Here is a 19,926-nt window from a genome sequence, read left to right as displayed (position 1 = left end):
TTAAAAAGCTGCTACCGAAAGGGGCAGCTTTTTTTGAGACTAAATTATCCTTAAATACTAACCCGCCAGGAATAATTACTTTCAACTATATATTCCTTTAAGTGCCCCAGTTTCTGATCAGTATTTAAACGCTTTATTGCAATCGTTTTACTTCTCCTGATCGACTCTTTGCTCAACCCTAAATTGGTAGCAATATCTTCCAGTAACATAGGTGTATCATTGTTTAATCCATAATACATACGAAGAATCCGTGCCTCCCGATCCGTTAGATTTTTTATCAGAGCAGCTACCGATTGCTGTCTGCCTTCTAGTTCAATCTGCGCATCAGGTGCTTTAAAAGTATGGTCCTGTAAATAAGTAGAAATACCTGGTTTCTCATCCTCATCATCCGATTCTAAAGGAATACCAAATGGAGAATCCATCAGATAATCTTTAACTTTTTCTACGGCAATCCCAGTGTGGTCTGCAAGCTCATCAGGTGTTGGTACACGTTCCAATCGCTGTTCCAGAAAATCCTGTGCTTTATAAACTTCAAAAATATCATCTCTCTGGTTCGTTGGTCTTCGAATCATACGCCTTTGTTCACCAATTGTATGCATGATCGATTGTCTGATCCACCATACTGCAAAAGAAATGAATTTAAAGCCTTTTGTTTCATCGAAGCGCTCAGCTGCTTTAACCAAACCAAGATTTCCAATAGAAACCAGATCGGGTAGGGATAAGCCCTGACCTTCATATTTCTTCGCTACAGAAACAACGAAACGTAAGTTGGCATTAATTAACCTGTGAAAGGCAGCTTTGTCGCCAGTTTTTATCTTTTTGGCCAGGGATATCTCTTCCTCAACAGTTAATACGGTATATTTTGATATATCACTTAAATAACGCTGTAAAGAAGCATGACTACGGTTAGTAATGGATTGACCGATTTTTAAAGCTCTCATAATAATCCCCCCTCTTTAATTTGGAATAATAGATTCGTTTAGCATACTAGTTTAATATTTGGTACGTCAAAAATGAATAATAGTAGATATATTTTCTATTATTATAATTTAATCAGGAAAATATTCTTTTTTAATATGATTTAGCAGATGCAATAACTTAATCTATATCCTTAATCATTCTGCTATAGGAAAAAACACTTTTAGAGCACAGAATATAAATGGAACCTGAGACTGCTCGATTAAAAAACATTTTAGACTTTGTGTTTTTAAGTTAAGCTTTTGTAAAATTTTAGAGACTAAAAACGTTATTTTGACGTTTAATAAATGAAATGCTAATATCGTACAGTTGATTGAGAAAATGCTATAGTAAACGCATAGGTATTGATCGCATTTTTGAAACCTATTAAATAACCTAAACATTATAAATTATACATGTAGCCACTGTCAGATCCAACCAATCTGGCCTGATATTGATCTGTGATGACGTACTGTCTTCAGATGAAGTAATCATCAATTCCGCAATCTCATTTTAAAAGAAAGAATAAAAATCAACCAAATTTTAAATCATTTGACGAGCAAGTATGAAACGAAAAAAGCTTTTTAAAAGCAAGGGGTTAAAAGAGACCTGGGCTCCTTTAGTTATGGCCTTCTTTTTACCTGTATCAGGGTTTGCAGTGATGCCAACTATTAAAAAGACTCAAAGCAATGGTATTGTTTCCCCTCTGGTAAATATCACAGGTACAATAAAGGACAGCAAGGGGCAGCCTTTACCAGGTGCTAGCATTAAAATTAAAGGCACTACTACTGGTACTTCAACTGATGGGAATGGAGTTTTTAAACTAAATCTTCCTACAGGAAATGAAATCATAGTGATTACTATGATGGGGTATAAAACCCAGGAAATATCAATGGCAGGCAAAACAAGCATAACTGTTACATTGAATGATGAAGCATCAGACCTTGATGAGGTAGTGGTAGTCGGATATGGTACAGTTAAAAAACGTGACCTTACTGGTTCAGTGGCTTCTGTAAAAGCAGATGATATTGTGCTTACACCGACAGGAAATGCAATGAATGCTTTACAAGGTAAGGTAGCGGGTATGGATATTATGACTACTTCAGGTAAAGCAGGTTCGAGCCCAACAATCAGGCTTAGGGGAAATCACTCTGCTTCCGGTAGTAACGATCCTCTGTATATTATCGATGGTATCCCGGGCAGTTATTCTGATTTGAACCCAAATGATATTGAATCCATTGATGTTTTGAAGGATGCTTCATCTGCAGCCATATATGGATCAGCCGGATCAAACGGGGTAGTAATGATTACTACTAAAAAGGGAAAAGTTGGAAGTATGAATATCAACTTCGATTCGTTTTTCGGATACAATGGCTTTCCTAAATATCCTCATGGATTAATCGGAGACGATTATATAAAGCTGAAACGCGAAGCATATCGCGGTGAGAAAGGGAATTATCCAGAATTTAATAGCGAGATATTTATCAATAACGCCGAACAACAGGCAGCCTATGAAGCGGGGAAATGGATAGACTGGGTAGATCTTGCATTGAGAGATGGATTGCAGCAAAATTATAATGTGTCTGTAAATGGTGCAACAGAAAAAACAGCGACTTATCTGTCTTTAAACTACAATGATGAGCAAGGTTTGATAAAAAATGATCAGAATAAAAAGTATGGTGCACGCGCGAACATAGATCATACGCTTTCGAAACTCTTTAAGGTGGGAACAAATCTGCAGTTGACTTATACGGACAATGATGCAGCTGCGCAGAATATTTTCGGCAACAGTTTAACATTTGCTCCTTTTGGAGATGCTTTCGATGCAAATGGAAAAATCAATCATAAGCCTGTGGAGAATGTGACTAACCCTTTATCTGATCAGATTCCAAATCAATATGTAAATAATACCTTGAATACCTATTTTGCTGGTAATGCATATCTGGAAGCTAAACCTTTTAAAGGCTTAACTTTCCGTTCGGTGATTGGAACAGTTCTGGGATCATCCAGAACAGGTAGGTATTTTGGTACTCAATCTATTGCCAATCCTGTTGCTGGCTACAAAGTACCTGCTGCGGTTATAGATAATCAAAGAATTGTCAACTATCGTTGGGAAAATATACTCACTTACGATTTTGATATCAATGAAGATCACCGATTTAGTCTGACAGGGGTGACTTCACTGGCAAAAAACCGGGCGGAATCTTCTTCTGCTGGTGGTTCAGGATTTGACCTTGATTCTTATTCTTTTCATAACCTTGCCGGAGCGTCATCGCCAATCATCAGTTCTGCATTTGTACAGGATCAGTCAACATCTTTCGTGGGAAGAATGAATTACAATTATAAAAGTAAATACTTGTTATCAGTTTCTAATCGCTGGGATGGAGTGTCACGATTGTCTGTAGGTCATAAATGGGACTCATTTCCTGCAGCTGCAGCTGCCTGGAGGATTAGTGATGAAGGATTCTTTAAAGACATTAAAAGTGTAACGAGTTTGAAATTGCGTGTTGGATATGGTATAACGGGGAACTCAGGAGGTGTAGGCGCTTATGGCACTCAGGCGGGAGGTTATAATGCTCCACGTCCTGTTGGTTTTGGTGATGTTGCTGCTCCTGCTTTTATCTTGAACCAGTTGCTGGCAAACAGAGATCTGGGATGGGAAAAGTCATATAATACCAATGTGGGTTTAGATGCTGAATTTTTTAAAGGCATAGTAAACCTGACTGTAGATTGGTACAATACAGATACAAAGGATATGTTATTCCAGCGTGAACTTCCGGGATCTTTAGGTGGATCATGGGGTTCTCCATTTAAAATCTGGCAAAATATTGGTGAAATGAACAACAGAGGTTTGGAGATACTCATCAATACCAGAAATATTGAAAAGGATAATTTCTCATGGGGTACTACTTTTACTTTTGCCGCTAATAAAGAAAAAATTACTGCATTGCCTGATGGTAAAGACATAATCTCAGGTAATTATTTTTACGGACAACCAATCAAAACATTTTTTAATTATAAGTATTTGGGTATCTGGCAGGAGAATGAAGCATTGGAAGCTGCAAAATACAATTCAGTACCAGGAGATATTAAATTGCAGACAGATGGAACATTTAATAGCGATGGTAAACATCCTTATGGTGCAAATGATAGAGTGATATTAGGTTCAGAAGTACCCGATTGGACAGCTGGTTTACAGAATAATTTCAAATACAAGAATTTTGATGCCAGCCTGATGTTAACTGCTAGATGGGGACAAATGGTTTCCAGCAATCTGATTACCCGTTATAATCCTATAAACGGAACAACAGCAAATAGCCCGGATGATGTTGATTACTGGACACCGGAAAATCCAGGAGCTTATTTGCCGAGACCCGGAATTCATAGTAGTACAGGTGGATATATTGGTTTCGATGCTTTGAAGTTTGTCGATGGCTCTTTCTTTAAAATCAGAAATATTACTCTTGGGTATACATTGCAGGAGGGGATATTGAAAAAAATGTCTATGAAAAAGCTTCGTTTTTATGCAACGGCTAATAACCCGTTCATTTTTACTAAAAGCGATTTGTTAAAATATCAGGATCCTGAATCTAACGGATCAGATAACTTTCCTTTAACCAAACAATTTGTGCTCGGACTAAACGTGACATTCTAATTTTTGAAAACATGAAGATAAAAAATATATACATAGCTATGTTGGGACTGGGCCTCTTTGCCAGTTCCTGTTCATTGGAAGAGGTAAATCCTTCCGGTGTAACTGTAGACAAAATGACCAATACAAAATCAGGCTTTAATAAGGTTGTAGCCAGTTGTTATTTTGATTTGTCAAGGTATTTCTATGGACGTAACTTAATACTGGTAACAGAAGGTGGAACAGATATCTGGACTTCTGATTTCAATTCCAACAATAATCAGAATTATATGAAATATGCTTCTGGTGGAGTGATGTCAATAGATATGGCTAAAGACTATTGGAATGGGGCTTATGATGCTATAAACTATTGTAACATAGTTATCTTAAGAGCAGATCAGGTAACTGATTTTAGTAGTGAACAGGAAAAAAATGCACTGGTTGCAGAAGCACATTTTTTAAGAGCCCTGTATTACTTTCATCTTGTAGAACAATTCGGAGCTGTTCCATTAACCATTACGGAAACGCAATCACCCATTTTTGAATCTTTCCGTACACCAGCATTAGAAGTTTATGAAAAAGTAATCCTTCCAGATCTACGCTTTGCAGCTGATAATCTACCTGCATCTGCTGCTGTAGCAGGTCGTCCAGCCAAAAAAGCTGCACTTGGTCTTTTGGCTAAAGCTTGTTTGCAAACCAAAGAATATGGAACGGATAAATATCTGGAAGAAGCAATTACTTCAGCTAAAAAGTTAATAGAAGGACCAGCGACTTATAATGTTCGGTTGTATGATAATTTTGCAGATAACTTCAATGCTGCAAATAATAAGACCAACCAGGAAGCACTTTACCAGTTAACGTATTCACAGAACTATGGTTCTACAAATACGCACGATCATAATAATGATTTTAAACGATTTTACGCTTCGCCAACTGCTTTTGGAGCTATTGTATCCGCAGGTTTTCAGACTGTTGTAGGTCGTTGGTCAGGGGGTAATTTTATGCCAACTAAATATCTGATGGACGTGTTTAGAAATCCTGACGGAAGTCTGGATCCGAGATATGCGCTATCATTTCAAACTACCTGGACTGCTAATACAAATTATAGCTGGACAGCTGATGCTGTCAGACAATTTGATAGGGTAGGTGCCGCAGTTCCTGTGGGAACAACGGTAGCAAATAACGCAACCGCAATTAAAATTATGCGTCCGGAAGAGGCAAATTATGCGGCTGAGAAAGTAAATAAATTATCTCAACCTTATATCTGGGTAGATTTTGCAGATTTATATGATAATGACCAAAAGGTTAAAATGAAATATACACGTGTAAATCAGGCACCAGGTGAAGTAGAAAACCCTTTTATCCGCCTTTATCCATCATTAACCAAATTCAATTCGGGCTCATTAGTTAGTCCGAGAACAAACGGTTATACCAGCGATGCTTATGCGACAGTAATGCGTCTTGGTGAAGTTTATCTGATTGCTGCCGAAGCAGAGTTTTATCTTCGAGGAGCAAATGGTGTTGCTGCAGGTTTTGTAAATGCATTGAGAACAAGAGTTGTTGGCCAGCAGATCTCAGCAGCTGATATATCTGTTCAGTTTTTATTGGATGAAAGGGCACGAGAGCTTTGTGGTGAATATACCAGGTGGTATGATTTAAAACGTACAGGGAAATTGAACAAGACCTACTTAATGCAGAGTAATCCTGATGTGGGACAGTATTTTGTTGATGGCAGACATGGTGTAAGGCCAATCCCACAAGGTCAGATCGACGCGATCAGTAATCCTGCCGGATTCCAGAATCCAGGATACTAAAATATATTTAATTTGATAAATGTAAAGAGCTGTAACCGAAAGGTGCAGCTTTTTTTTATTTTATGTATTTTTTTTGCTAATTAATTAATGTTCATATATATATTAGCGTAATCTTAATTAACGAAATCAATATATGAAGAAATTATTAGCCGGTTTATTGCTAACCGGAAGCTGCTTAAATAGCTTTTCACAAGAAAAAGGAAAGTTTGAATTTGGATTTAATATAGGTTTAAACGGAGCGACTGTAACTAGTGGTACAATGACCAATAGTAGTTATCGGAGTGGGTTGGCAGTTGGTGCAGTTGGGGACTATTTCTTTTCTGATAGATGGAGCATTAAAGCTAAACTTACTTACGATCAAAAGGGTTGGAGTAATGGTTTTTTTCAGACTACGGACGGTGGAATGACCTTTGACTTCTATAAAACCGATTATCACCTTGACTATTTAACTATTCCTGTAATGGCAAACTGGCATTTTGGTAAAAAAAGAAACTGGTATCTTCATTTTGGTCCTTATGCTGGTGTTTTGCTAAGTGGTAAGGAAACTACATCACAAAAAGATTTAAAGGAAATTACCGCCGCTGTCGATGCAGGGATAGCTTTGGGGATTGGTGTGAAAATACCTATTGCTGAAAAGGTAAAGATTATCTTTGAATTTGATGGTCAGGCTGGTTTAACTGATGCCTTTAAACAAAATGATGGGCTCAATGTTAAGAATTCAAGATCTAGTCTTAGTACAGGCCTAGTTTTTGATCTATAACTGATCCAGAGCAACAGATGTTAATTAACAGTTAATATCTGTTGTGTTTGCCCATAGTTTCTCCGATTTGTTTCTTATTTCAACAGGGAAATGACAGGGGAATAATAGGGGGTTAACAGGGATCTAACAGGGACAAATCCTTGTTAAATTCCTGTTATCTCCTTGTGATAATACTATTCTTTATTTTTAAATAATATTTCGGGTGTAAGTGTGAGATATGTTGTTGCCGATTCACATGCACGTTAATGAACTAATCCCCCAAAGTTACGAGTATACGCCTCATTGAACCTCTCAAAAAAACTGGTTTTCACCGATAAAATAATATTGTTCAGATTGCATTTTTTGCAGTAATCCTGTAACATACTTGCGACATAAAACGTTATTTTGACGTATAAAAATTCAATCAGATAATATCGTACAATAGATTGAGAAAATTCTATAGGAAATAGCATTTATTAGGTTGCATTTTTGAATAAATATACAATCTAACCAAATTTATTTAACCTGAAATACCAAGAAATCATACCCCCGCCCTTATAGAAACTGAGTAGATTTTTTATCTATAAAATAATTGCGTACTTTTTGGTATACCTATTATTCGAGACAAATGAAAAAGAGATTTTTACAGTTCGTATTTTCTGCAGCACTAGTTGCTTCAGCGCCCTCTGCTTTCGCTCAATATCCTAAAATTCCTGCTGATGTTAAAAAGGCATCAGACGATATGCTGAATGAAGCTTACCGTCAATCCGATATCGCCTGGGAAAAAGCCAAACCTATTATCGAAAAGGAAGCCAAAGAAGGAAAGCCTTATGTTCCATGGGCTGGCAGGCCTGTTGATCTTCCTCAATCTGAACTTCTGGCTTTTCCTGGTGCTGAAGGTGGCGGAGCTCATAGTTTCGGTGGCAGGGGTGGTCGTGTAATTGTAGTAACCAATTTAAATGATAGTGGCCCCGGTTCTTTGCGTGATGCTTGTGAACAAGGTGGAGCTAGAATTGTAGTATTCAATGTAGCGGGTATCATTCGCATAAAAACTCCTTTGATTATTCGTGCTCCATATATTACAATAGCCGGGCAGACAGCTCCTGGCGATGGTGTTTGTGTAGCAGGTGAATCGGTATGGTTAAATACACACGATGTGGTGGTACGTTTCATGCGTTTCAGAAGAGGAGAAACCTTCGTTGGTCGCAGAGACGATGCTATTGGTGGAAATCCGGTAGGGAATATAATGATCGACCACGTTTCTGCAAGTTGGGGATTAGACGAAAATATGTCTATGTACAGACATATGTATAATGATAGTACAGGAAAAACAGAAGTGAAATTAGCGACGGTAAATATTACCATTCAAAACTCAATCTTTTCTGAAGCCTTAGATACCTGGAACCATGCTTTTGGTAGTACCCTGGGTGGCGAAAACTGTAATTTTATGCGTAACCTGTGGGCAGACAATGGTGCCCGTAATCCATCTATAGGATGGAATGGAATTTTCAACTTTGCCAACAATGTGATTTTTAACTGGAACAATCGTTCTACAGATGGTGGCGATTATACTGCCATGTACAACATCATTAATAACTATTATAAACCTGGTCCGGTAACTTCATTAAAAGACCCGATCAGTTACAGAATATTAAAACCAGAATCTGGTCGTAGTAAATTGCCTTACGTTGTATTTGGAAGAGCATATGTTGAAGGAAACATAATTGAAGGTAATGAGAAAGTAACGAAAGATAACTGGAATGGTGGTGTGCAGCTTGAAGATAAAAAAGGGGAACTGATGTCTTACGAACAAGCTAAGTCATATTTTGCTGCTATGCGTGTAAAGAAACCTTTCCCTATGGCGCCGATGACTATTCTGCCAACTATGGATGCACATAAATATGTATTAGCTAATGTTGGTGCAACTTTACCTAAACGTGATCCTGTAGATACACGTGTGATTGAACAGGTGAGGACCGGAAAGATTGTTACCCCACCAAATGTTAAATTATCTGATGCTCCGGATTTTGAACATCGCAGATTACCTAAGGATTCTTATAAACTGGGTATAATTACTGATGTCAGTCAGGTAGGTGGGTATCCTGAGTACAAGGGAACACCATATAAGGATTCGGATAATGATGGTATGCCTGATAGCTACGAAATTAAAAATGGTCTGAACCCTAAAGATGCATCTGATGCAGCTAAGATTACCAAAAGTGGTTATGCAAATATTGAAGTTTATCTGAACAGTGTAGTTCCGGTTAAAACAGTTAAGCCATAATTATGAAAGCACTTTCTTTAATATTGTTAGTTGCTGCTTCGGGTTTGACAAAGAATGCTATTGCGCAATATCCAGTTATACCACGAGCAATGAAAGCTAAAGCAGATTCTATTGCAGCAGTAATCCAGCACAATTCTGATCTTCAGTTTGAAAAGATAAAGCACATTATAGACCGTGATACTAAAAATGGTAAACCCTTTATTCCATGGGCTGCAAAACCGTCTGATTTGCCACAAGCCAAATTGCCAGCATTTCCGGGAGCAGAAGGTGGCGGTGCTTATTCATTTGGTGGTCGTGGGGGAAAAGTATATGTAGTAACAAGTCTTGCGGATTCCGGACCAGGTTCTTTACGTGAAGCTTGTGAACAAGGTGGTGCACGTATTATTGTATTCAATGTCGCAGGTATTATTCAATTAAAAACTCCTTTGATTATTCGGGCACCATATATCACAATTGCCGGACAAACAGCTCCTGGTGATGGTGTTTGTGTTGCAGGAGAATCGGTATGGATCAATACCCATGATGTGGTAATCCGATACATGCGTTTCCGCAGAGGTGCAACAGATGTAACCCGCAGGGATGATGCCATTGGTGGCAATCCGGTAGGAAACATTATGATCGACCATGTTTCTGCTAGTTGGGGATTAGACGAAAATATGTCTATTTACAGGCATGTATATGATCCTAAAGATGGTTCAAAACCAGAAAAGCTGCCAACAGTTAACGTAACGATACAAAACTCAATATTTTCTGAAGCATTGGATACCTATAATCATGCGTTTGGTAGTACGATTGGTGGTTTAAACAGTACTTTTATGCGTAACCTTTGGGCAAGCAATATCAGTAGAAATCCTTCTGTAGGTATGTATGGGGATTTTGGTTTTGTGAATAACGTAATCTTTAACTGGTGGAACCGTAGTGCTGATGGCGGAGACAATAACTCTTTCTATAATTTCATTAATAACTATTATAAACCAGGACCGATTACCCCTTTAGATCAGCCAATTTCCTATCGTATTCTAAAACCGGAAAGTGGCAGGGATAAACGCTTTACACATATGTTTGGTCAAGCTTACATTCATGGAAACATCATAGAAGGGAATGATAAAGTAACCAGAAACAACTGGGATGGTGGTGTGCAGGTTGAAGGAGTGGCTGATAAACAAAGACTGCTGGATTCTATACGCGTAAATAAACCTCTGCCAATGGCAAAAATAAGTATGATGGATACACGTAAAGCTTATGATTTTACGCTGAGTAATGCCGGAGCCAATTTGCCTGTACGAGATGCGGTAGATAAGAGGATTATAGAGCAAGTGAAAACAGGTAAAATTACTTACGTTGAAAACGGTAAAACAGCCTTGGGTAAAGCTTATGTGAAACGTCGTTTGCCTGAGGATTCCTATAAGAAGGGGATTATTTCAGACATCAGTCAGGTAGGTGGATATCCTGAATACAAAGGAAAACCTTATAAGGATTCGGATAACGATGGTATTCCTGATGCATGGGAAATTAAGAATGGCTTAAACCCAAAGGATGCATCAGATGCGGCTAAGATCACTAAAAACGGCTATTCGAATATTGAAAATTATATCAATAGTGTAGTGCCTTTGTCGGCCGTGAAACCATAAATATATGATACTGACTACTAAACATACTTCTAAAGAGCAAAGCAGGTTGAAAATACTACCTGTTTTGCTCTGTGTAATCTGGGCTTGTTTGCAGGTTGGCAATTTGTATGCGCAGAAAGTAAAAATTGTTGAACCACCTAAACCAATATTTAAAGGTAAGGATGGCAAACTAAATTATACAGCTGATGAAAAAGGTAATCGCGTACCGGATTTTTCGTATGCAGGGTACATGGCTGGAGAGCAGGCTATTCCGGATGCAGTAGTTAAGTTGGTAGTACCATTGAAAACTGGTGATGCTACATTAAGGATACAAAAAGCATTAGATTACGTTGCTTCCTTACCATTAGGTAAAGATGGATTGAGAGGTGCTGTGCTTTTGGAAAAAGGCAGGTATGAAGTTGCCGGAGTACTTAAAATAAATGCTTCTGGTGTAGTTTTAAGGGGGAGCGGTATGGCTGAAGATGGAACGGTTGTGTATGCAACCGGGCTGGACAGGCTAGGGGTACTGCGTATTTTGGGTAGGAATGATCAGATAAAAGAAAAACCAGTCAGCATTACAGATAAATATGTTCCTGTAAATGCCATGAAAATTACTGTTGCCAATGGAACTGCTTTTAAAAAAGGCGATCAGGTAATTGTACAACGCAGTTCTACAAAAGAATGGATTGATGCTATAGGTACAGATCATTTTGGTGGAGGTATTACTTCTTTAGGTTGGAAACCCGGACAGCGTGATGTTTATTGGGATAGAAAAATTCTGGCTGTAAATGGTGATGAATTGATTCTGGATGCTCCTTTAACTACAGCTCTTGACGTAGCTTTTGGTGAATCTTCAGTGTCTAAATATAGCTGGAAAGGGAGGGTTTCCCATTCTGGTGCAGAAAATATGAGGATTGTATCCTCTTTTGATAAAAGCAATCCTAAAGATGAATACCACCGCTGGACAGGTATTTCATTAGAAAATGTTACTGATGCCTGGATACGGCAAGTGGTATTTGAGCATTTCGCAGGCTCTGTTGTCACCGTTCAGGCTACAGCAAACAGAGTAACTGTTGAAGATTGCAAGTCTTTGGCTCCGGTTTCAGAAATTGGTGGCGAACGCAGAAATACTTTTTTCACTACGGGTGGACAAACCTTATTCCAACGTTTGTATGCTGAATATGGTTATCATGATTTTGCAGTTGGATTTTGTGCTCCCGGACCAAATGCTTTTGTGCAGTGTCAGTCTTATTTGCCATTTAGCTTTAGTGGAGCAATTGATAGCTGGGCATCTGGTGTATTGTTTGATATTGTAAATGTTGACGGACAGGCATTGAGCTTTATGAACCGTGGAATGGACGGACAAGGTGCTGGATGGGCAGCAGCAAATAGCGTTTTTTGGCAGTGTACTGCTGCAAGGATCGATTGCTATCAGCCACCTACCGCACAAAACTGGGCCTTTGGCAACTGGGCACAGTTTGCAGGTGATGGATATTGGGCGATGTCAAACGAACAGATTCAGCCACGCAGTTTGTATTATGCACAATTAAATGAAAGAGTAGGCCCTAAAGTAGATGCACGTGCTTTTATAATGCCTGTAGAAACAGAAGCTTCAAGTAGTCCGCAGGTAGATGTAGCATTGAAATTAACCAAACTGGCTGTTAACCCAGCATTACAGTTAACAGAATATATAGATCAGGCTGCAGAAAGACAGCGTATACCTGTTGATAAACGCGGTTCTAAAAGTGTTGATCAGATTAGTTTAAAAAGTAAGCCAACAGAAAAAACTCAACTTGCAGCTATGACAGTTAACAATGGCTGGCTCACTCGTGGAAGTCAACTGGTAACGGGTGACAAACAAGATGTTCAATGGTGGAATGGTAGCGCAAGGCCTTATGGCTTAAAAAATACAAAAGCACATATTACACGTTTTGTCCCAGGTCGCTCTGGTAAGGGCTTAACAGATGATCTGGATGCAACCACTGATTCCATGCAGAATGGAAAGGTAAAGATTTTAGATCATAATTATGGCTTGTGGTATGATCGCAGACGTGACGACCATGAACGTATCAGAAGAATGGATGGTGATGTGTGGGCACCATTTTATGAATTACCTTTTGCCAGATCCGGACAGGGTACTGCATGGGATGGGTTGAGTAAATATGATCTGACGAAATATAATCTTTGGTATTGGGATAGGTTAAAGCAGTTCGCAGACCTTGCAGATCAAAAAGGACTGGTGTTGATCCATCAGAATTACTTTCAGCATAATATTATTGAAGCAGGAGCACATTATGCTGATTTTCCATGGCGTACTGCAAACAACATTAATAGTACAGGTTTTCCTGAGCCAGTACCTTATGCGGGAGATAAACGCATATTTATGGCCGAGCAGTATTATGATATCAGTAATCCTGGACGTAGAGAATTACACAGGGCTTATATCAGGAAATGTCTGGATAATTTCGCAGACAACAGTAGTGTAATTCAAATGATCGGTGCTGAATTTACAGGCCCTTTGCATTTCGTTCAATTCTGGATTGATACCATTAAAGAATGGGAAAAAGAAACTGGTAAGCATCCAATAATTGGTCTAAGTGTAACTAAAGATGTACAGGATGCAATTCTGGCAGATAAAGATAGAGCCGCAGTTGTAGATCTGATTGATATCAGGTACTGGCATTATCAGGCAGACGGATCAGCTTATGCTCCTGAGGGAGGACAAAATCTGGCGCCTCGTCAGCATGCACGTCTGTTAAAGCCTAAGAAAACCTCTTTTGAACAGGTATACCATGCAGTATCTGAATACAAAACAAAATACCCTGAAAAAGCGGTGATTTATTCTGGCGATAATTATGATGCCTTTGGCTGGGCTGTTTTTATGGGTGGTGGATCATTATCTGATGTTACAGCCAATGCATCTGGATTAGATCAGGTATTGCTAAATGGCGCAACATTAAAACCCGTTGAGCTAAGTGGTAAGCCTAAGGGTCAGTACGCTCTTGTAAATCCAGGTCAATCATATGTATTATACAATAGTTCAACAGCAGCTTTAAAGCTCGATTTGACTCGTTTATCAGGTAATTATACGGTAAAACGAATCAACCCGGGTACCGGTGTTGTAGTTAAAGAAGAAAAAATCAAGGGTGGATCAGCCATCGAATTCAATAAACTTTCATCTGGAGACGAGATCGTTTTCATCAACAAAAATTAAAATCATTATTGCCATGTATCAAAGGATAGTCTTATTCGCTATTATCTCGTCAGTGCTGTTTGGTTGTTCATCAGACAAGAAACCCGATGCTTTAAAAAAGGGTTTACAAGTTTCAGAAAATGGAAGATATCTTACTGAAGATGGTAAACCATTCTTTTGGTTAGGCGATACCGGCTGGTTATTGTTTAATAAAACTACACGTGAACAAGCTGATCAGTATTTAGAAGATCGCAGACAAAAAGGATTTAATGTGGTACAGGCAATGGTTTTGCATACGGTGCCATCTGTAAATGTATATGGAGATTCTTCACTGGTTAATGGTGATATCTCTAAACCAGCTGTAACTGAAGGTAGTTCTTTTGAGGATGCTGCACAATACGATTTCTGGGATCATATAGATTATATCATTGATAAAGCTAAAGAAAAAGGTATTTATATGGCATTGGTTCCGGTTTGGGGTACTAATGTTAAAGAAAATAAAGTGACTACAGCTCAGGCTAAGATTTACACAGAGTTCCTGACCAGGAGATATAAAGATAAAAGCAATATTATCTGGTTAAATGGTGGAGATATTAAAGGATCGGATAAAAAGGATGTCTGGGAAGTTATTGGTAACACATTAAGAGCTACGGATTCAACCCACCTGATTACATTCCATCCAAGAGGCAGGACAGGCTCATCAGAATGGTTTCAGGAATCAAAATGGATGGACTTTAATATGATACAGTCCGGGCACCGTCGTTATGATCAGGATACTTCTGCTAAAGAGAAATGGCATTATGGTGAGGACAATTGGAAATATGTTGAAAAGGATTATAATCAAAAACGAATCATGCCGACAATTGATGCGGAGCCATCTTACGAAGGCATACCACAAGGTCTGCATAACCCTAAAGAGATACGCTGGAATGATGCTGACGTAAGAAGATACGGCTACTGGTCAGTTTTTGCAGGTGCCTTTGGATATACTTATGGTAGTAATTCTGTAATGCAGTTTTATAATCCCGCAGCTAAAGACGCAGCTTTCGGTGCAACGGAAGCCTGGCAAAAAGCCTTGAATGATCCGGGAGCCGGACAAATGGTTCATCTGAAAAATCTGATGTTATCGCGCATTAAAGGTGATGGTACTGCTTCGGATGCAAGTGGTTATTTCGACAGGATCCCTGATCAATCGGTAATAGCTGGTGATGTGGGTGAAAAATACAACAGATTATTGGCTACACGGGCTAAGGATTACATTTTCGTATATACTTATAATGGCCGCAATATTTCTCTGAAAATGGGAGTGATTGATGGAGATCAGGTTAAAGCTTCGTGGTTTAGTCCGCGTGATGGAAAAACTACTGAAATAGGTTTGATAGATAATAAAGGGACTCATGATTTTGATCCTCCAGGTGATGTGAAGGATGGTAATGATTGGGTATTAATCATAGATAAGAAATAATGATGAAGGGATATAAGCATTACAGTCGTTTGTTTTTGTTCCTGGCACTGGTCGTTACGTTTAGTGCCTGCTCTAAAAAAGCGTATGTATTTACTTCTTTTCATGAACCCGCAAATGAAGGTTTAAGGATGTTGTATAGCTATGATGGTTATAAATGGAATGATCTGAACAGGATTTTTCTGAAACCAGAAATCGGTAAAGAAAAGATCATGCGTGATCCATCAATGGTACAAGGACCTGATGGTGTTTTTCATTTGGTGTGGACATGTGGCTGGAAGGGCGATAGGGGATTTGGATATGCCAGTTCCAAAGATTTAATCAACTGGTCTGAACAGCAGTTTATTCCGGTATTGCAGAATGAGCCGACAACAGTAAATGTATGGGCACCTGAGATTTTTTATGACGATGTAAAAAAAGAATATATCATTATCTGGGCATCAACTATTCCTCATCGTTTTGCAAAAGGTATTGAAGCAGAAGATAATAACCACAGGATGTACTCAGTTACTACAAAAGATTTTAAGACTTTCTCGGATGCTAAATTATTCCTGGAACCAGGTTATAGTGTGATTGATGCAGTTATTGTAAAGAAAGCTAAAGACGATTATGTACTGGTTTTGAAAGACAATACCCGTCCAGCCAGGAATTTGAAGGTGGCTTTTAGCAAACAGGCTTTGGGACCTTATATAAGGATTTCTGAACCTTTTAGCGGCTTGCTTACAGAAGGGCCATCAGTAGTGAAAATAGGTAATGACTGGCTGATTTATTATGATGCTTATGGCGAAAAAAGATATGCTGCTATAAGAACAAATGATTTTAAGAATTTCAAGGATGTTTCTGCAGAAACGGTAATCCCTGCCGGACATAAACACGGAACAATAGTAGAAGTAGACAGGAAAGTGATAGAAAGACTGATAAAATAATGAAGATATATAATAAAATATGGTTGGCCTCAATGCTGTTTGTAACAGCACAGGTGTCACAAGCCCAGGATACTTTACGTTATACAGGTAGTACAATTTCAAATTCCGATTATCATCATGGTCAGCTTGTGCCTGCACTGGGGGTACATAATATCCAGACATTAAGAGCAAATCGCGAGCATCCTGAATTATCGGACGGCTTAGACTGGACCTATAACCATGCACCAATGCTGGCTTATTGGAACAATACGTTTTACCTTGAATTTTTAAGTGATCCGGTAGGAGAGCATATTCCGCCAAGCAGAACCTTATTGCAAACCTCTAAAGATGGATACAACTGGTCTAAACCGGATATTATTTTCCCACCTTACAAAATCCCTGATGGATGGAAAAAAGAAGGTGTTGAAGGAGTTGCAAAGGACTTATATGCTACAATGCACCAACGTGTGGGCTTTTATGTTTCCAAAGCCGATCGGCTTTTTGCTTTAGCTTATTATGGTATTGCTATGGATAAAAAGGATGACCCTAACGATGGAAAAGGAATTGGCAGGGTTATCCGTGAAATTAAAAAGGACGGAACATATGGGCCGGTTTACTTATTGAGACCAAATTCTACCTGGGATATGAAGCATACCCTTTATCCTTTATATACCAAAAGTAAGGATAAGGGATTGCTGGCTGCCTGTAAAGAAATATTAGCGGATCCGCTGATGATGCAGCAAATGGTAGAAGAAGCAGATCGAAATGATCCTTTAATTCCATTCCACAGACCCGTAAAGGCATTTAGTTATTATCATTTACCAAACGGAAAAGTAGTGGGTTTATGGAAACATGCGCTGACTTCAGTGAGTAATGATGGCGCAAAAACCTGGCAATATACACCACTAAGAGCACCAGGAGTGGTAAATAGCAATGCGAAAATATGGGGGCAAAGAACTTCAGATGGTCGATATGCTACTGTATACAATCCCTCAGAGTTCCGTTGGCCTTTAGCTGTCTCTACAAGTGATGATGGCTTGAATTATAAAGATCTATTGTTAGTGAATGGTGAGATTTCGCAAATGCGTTATGGTGGCAATTATAAATCATACGGTCCGCAATATATCAGAGGAATACTGGAAGGCAATGGTAAGCCGGCCGATGGCAATATGTGGCTTACTTATAGCATGAACAAGGAAGATATCTGGATAGCGAATGTACCTGTTCCTGTAATCTCTGCAGCACCTGGTCCGGTAAATGAAACTTTTAATACAATCCCAGACGGACAAGAACTGAAATTCTGGAATACCTTTAGTCCACTATGGGCAACGGTTAAAATTGAAAAAACTGAAGACGGAACCAAAGCACTTACGCTTAGAGATAAAGATCCATACGACTATGCTAAAGCAGAAAGGATGATGCCGAAAGGTAGAAAAGTAAATGTGGAATTTGCTGTTACGCCCGCTCAAAATAATACAGGTTCTTTGCAGGTAGAGTTTCAGGATGCAAAAGGAGCAGCTGCGGCCAGATTGATATTTGATGCAAATGGTGAATTAAGTGCTAAAGTTGGGTACAGGAATTCAGGAATTGCGAAATATGAAGCTGGAAAAACCTATAACATCCGTGTAGAGTTGGACATGGATAAAAGGATGTACAACATTTTTATAAATGGTGAGAGCAAGGGCACTCGTTTGATGTTTGATCCGGTTCTGGATTTTGAAAAGGTAACTTTCAGGACAGGTGATGTGCGTCGCTTTCCAGATGTAGATACCCCTACAGATCAGGATTATGATCTGAAAGATGCAGGAACACCTGTTGCAGAGGCTGTGTATTACATTAAATCATTAAAAACAGAATTGATAAAGTAAAAAAGATGAAAGGGGTAAAAGGTTATTTCTTGTTGATGCTGTTAATCGGATCAGTTGTTTCTGCCGATGCGAAAGTACTTTTACCTCAGATTTTATCCAGTAATATGGTTTTGCAACGTGATAAACCTTTAAATATCTGGGGCTTTGCTGCGGTTGCTGAAGTTGTTACTGTAAGTTTTGCAGGTCAAGTTAAAGAGACCATTACCGATTCAAATGGTAAATGGAGCGTAGTTTTATCCGCGCTGAAAACTTCTGCTTTCCCTGCCAAAATGATTATAAAAGGCTCCAATACCATCGTCCTTGATAATATTTTAGTAGGAGAGGTATGGCTGTGTTCCGGGCAATCAAATATGGAATACGCGATGCGTAAACTTGCAAAGGTAAAAAAGCCCCTGAATGAAAAGTTAGGATATCCCGTTGATGAATTAGAGAAAGCCAGTAATTCACAGATTCGTATTTTTCTGGTTAACAGAAAGCAACTGAGCAAGCCGGATTCCTTACATAAAAGCTGGAGCATAGCTCAGGATTCTGCCTTAAAAAACTTTTCGGCAGCAGGTTACTTTTTTGCAAAGGAACTTCAGGAGAAGTTAAATGTTCCTGTCGGAATGATTTCTTCTGCTGTAAGTGGTAGCGCTATCGAGCCATGGATTCCCCGGGAAAGTCTGGAAAGCGGCTATTTCGCTGGACAAAAGGTAGGAAACGACCCTGGTAAGTTTTATACCCCGATGATTGAACCTTTAACACCTTTCGTTTTACGTGGTTTTTTATGGTATCAGGGAGAGACCAATTGCTTTTTAAAAGAGAACATCAGCTATAGTTATAAAATGAAAGCATTGATCAATAGCTGGAGATCTGCATGGAAGGATAAAGATATGCCATTTTACTATGTGCAGGTTGCACCTTTTAATTATTCTGCCAGCAAAGGGAAAGTAGCCCTGGATGAACAAACAGAACCTGAGTTCTGGGAAGCACAGGCGCAACTGTTAAGAATGCCAAATACAGGTATGGTTGTTACGACAGACCTGAATGACTATCCGGACGATCTGCATCCTAATTATAAATGGGAGATTGGAAGAAGACTGGCATTATGGGCTTTAGCCAGAGATTATAATCAGCAATTAACCTGGTCCGGACCAATTTATAAATCTGTAAAATTTAAAGGAAATACCGCTGAACTTGAATTTGAACATACAGGAAAAGGCCTGATCAGTGAAGATGGAAAAGCCTTGAATTGTTTCACTATGGCAGCTAAAGATGGAAAATTCTTCCCCGCAGAAGCTATAATTAAAGGCAAAAAAATCATCGTCTCGGTAAAGGGGTTGAAAAAACCTGTAGCGGTACGGTTTGGTTGGAATGAAGCCGTGCGGGCAAATCTTTATAATAAGGATGGCTTGCCAGCATTACCTTTTAGAACAGATAATCCATTAACAAGACAATTTAAACCTATATAAGATCCCTTATTC

The 19,926-nt window shown here is 38.9% G+C and carries 11 protein-coding genes; 10 read left to right on the top strand and 1 reads right to left on the bottom strand.

Going from position 1 to position 19,926, the window contains the following annotated elements:
- Positions 1 to 50: 50 nt before the first annotated feature.
- On the bottom strand, positions 51 to 941 hold the full coding sequence (locus tag ABDJ41_RS07865) for a sigma-70 family RNA polymerase sigma factor (RefSeq protein WP_349785356.1): 891 nt from the start codon (positions 939 to 941) through the stop codon (positions 51 to 53).
- A 581-nt stretch (positions 942 to 1,522) separates the two neighbouring features.
- Here ABDJ41_RS07865 and ABDJ41_RS07860 point away from each other — a divergent pair.
- The 10 genes from ABDJ41_RS07860 to ABDJ41_RS07815 all read left to right on the top strand — a co-directional run bounded on the left by ABDJ41_RS07860 (position 1,523) and on the right by ABDJ41_RS07815 (position 19,914).
- Positions 1,523 to 4,612 carry a SusC/RagA family TonB-linked outer membrane protein gene (locus ABDJ41_RS07860; RefSeq protein ID WP_349785355.1) on the top strand — a complete coding sequence of 1,030 codons (3,090 nt, stop codon included), beginning with the start codon at positions 1,523 to 1,525 and terminating at the stop codon, positions 4,610 to 4,612.
- A gap of 11 nt (positions 4,613 to 4,623) precedes the next feature.
- Positions 4,624 to 6,402, top strand: coding sequence for a RagB/SusD family nutrient uptake outer membrane protein (locus ABDJ41_RS07855; protein WP_349785354.1), 1,779 nt, complete (start codon positions 4,624 to 4,626; stop codon positions 6,400 to 6,402).
- A gap of 133 nt (positions 6,403 to 6,535) precedes the next feature.
- Positions 6,536 to 7,162: a porin family protein gene (locus ABDJ41_RS07850; RefSeq protein ID WP_349785352.1), complete on the top strand. Its 627-nt coding sequence runs from the start codon at positions 6,536 to 6,538 to the stop codon at positions 7,160 to 7,162.
- A gap of 607 nt (positions 7,163 to 7,769) precedes the next feature.
- On the top strand, positions 7,770 to 9,425 hold the full coding sequence (locus ABDJ41_RS07845) for a pectate lyase family protein (protein WP_349785351.1): 1,656 nt from the start codon (positions 7,770 to 7,772) through the stop codon (positions 9,423 to 9,425).
- 2 nt (positions 9,426 to 9,427) lie between these two features.
- Positions 9,428 to 11,056: a polysaccharide lyase gene (locus ABDJ41_RS07840; RefSeq protein ID WP_349785350.1), complete on the top strand. Its 1,629-nt coding sequence runs from the start codon at positions 9,428 to 9,430 to the stop codon at positions 11,054 to 11,056.
- Positions 11,057 to 11,060: 4 nt separating this feature from the next.
- Positions 11,061 to 14,249, top strand: a complete 3,189-nt coding sequence (locus tag ABDJ41_RS07835) for a DUF6298 domain-containing protein (RefSeq protein ID WP_349785348.1) — start codon at positions 11,061 to 11,063, stop codon at positions 14,247 to 14,249.
- 13 nt (positions 14,250 to 14,262) lie between these two features.
- Positions 14,263 to 15,693 carry a glycoside hydrolase family 140 protein gene (locus ABDJ41_RS07830; protein ID WP_349785347.1) on the top strand — a complete coding sequence of 477 codons (1,431 nt, stop codon included), beginning with the start codon at positions 14,263 to 14,265 and terminating at the stop codon, positions 15,691 to 15,693.
- On the top strand, positions 15,693 to 16,616 hold the full coding sequence (locus ABDJ41_RS07825) for a glycoside hydrolase family 43 protein (protein WP_349785346.1): 924 nt from the start codon (positions 15,693 to 15,695) through the stop codon (positions 16,614 to 16,616). The genes ABDJ41_RS07830 and ABDJ41_RS07825 overlap by 1 nt, the downstream gene beginning before the upstream one ends.
- Complete coding sequence (locus tag ABDJ41_RS07820) at positions 16,616 to 18,463, top strand: exo-alpha-sialidase (protein WP_349785344.1); 1,848 nt, start codon at positions 16,616 to 16,618, stop codon at positions 18,461 to 18,463. The genes ABDJ41_RS07825 and ABDJ41_RS07820 overlap by 1 nt, the downstream gene beginning before the upstream one ends.
- A 5-nt stretch (positions 18,464 to 18,468) precedes the next feature.
- Positions 18,469 to 19,914 carry a sialate O-acetylesterase gene (locus tag ABDJ41_RS07815; protein WP_349785342.1) on the top strand — a complete coding sequence of 482 codons (1,446 nt, stop codon included), beginning with the start codon at positions 18,469 to 18,471 and terminating at the stop codon, positions 19,912 to 19,914.
- Positions 19,915 to 19,926: the final 12 nt, after the last annotated feature.

This window comes from Pedobacter sp. ASV1-7 (assembly GCF_040203335.1).
GTDB lineage: Bacteria > Bacteroidota > Bacteroidia > Sphingobacteriales > Sphingobacteriaceae > Pedobacter.
Note: the sequence above shows the minus strand (reverse complement) of the source record. Positions and strands in the feature narration are given on the sequence as shown.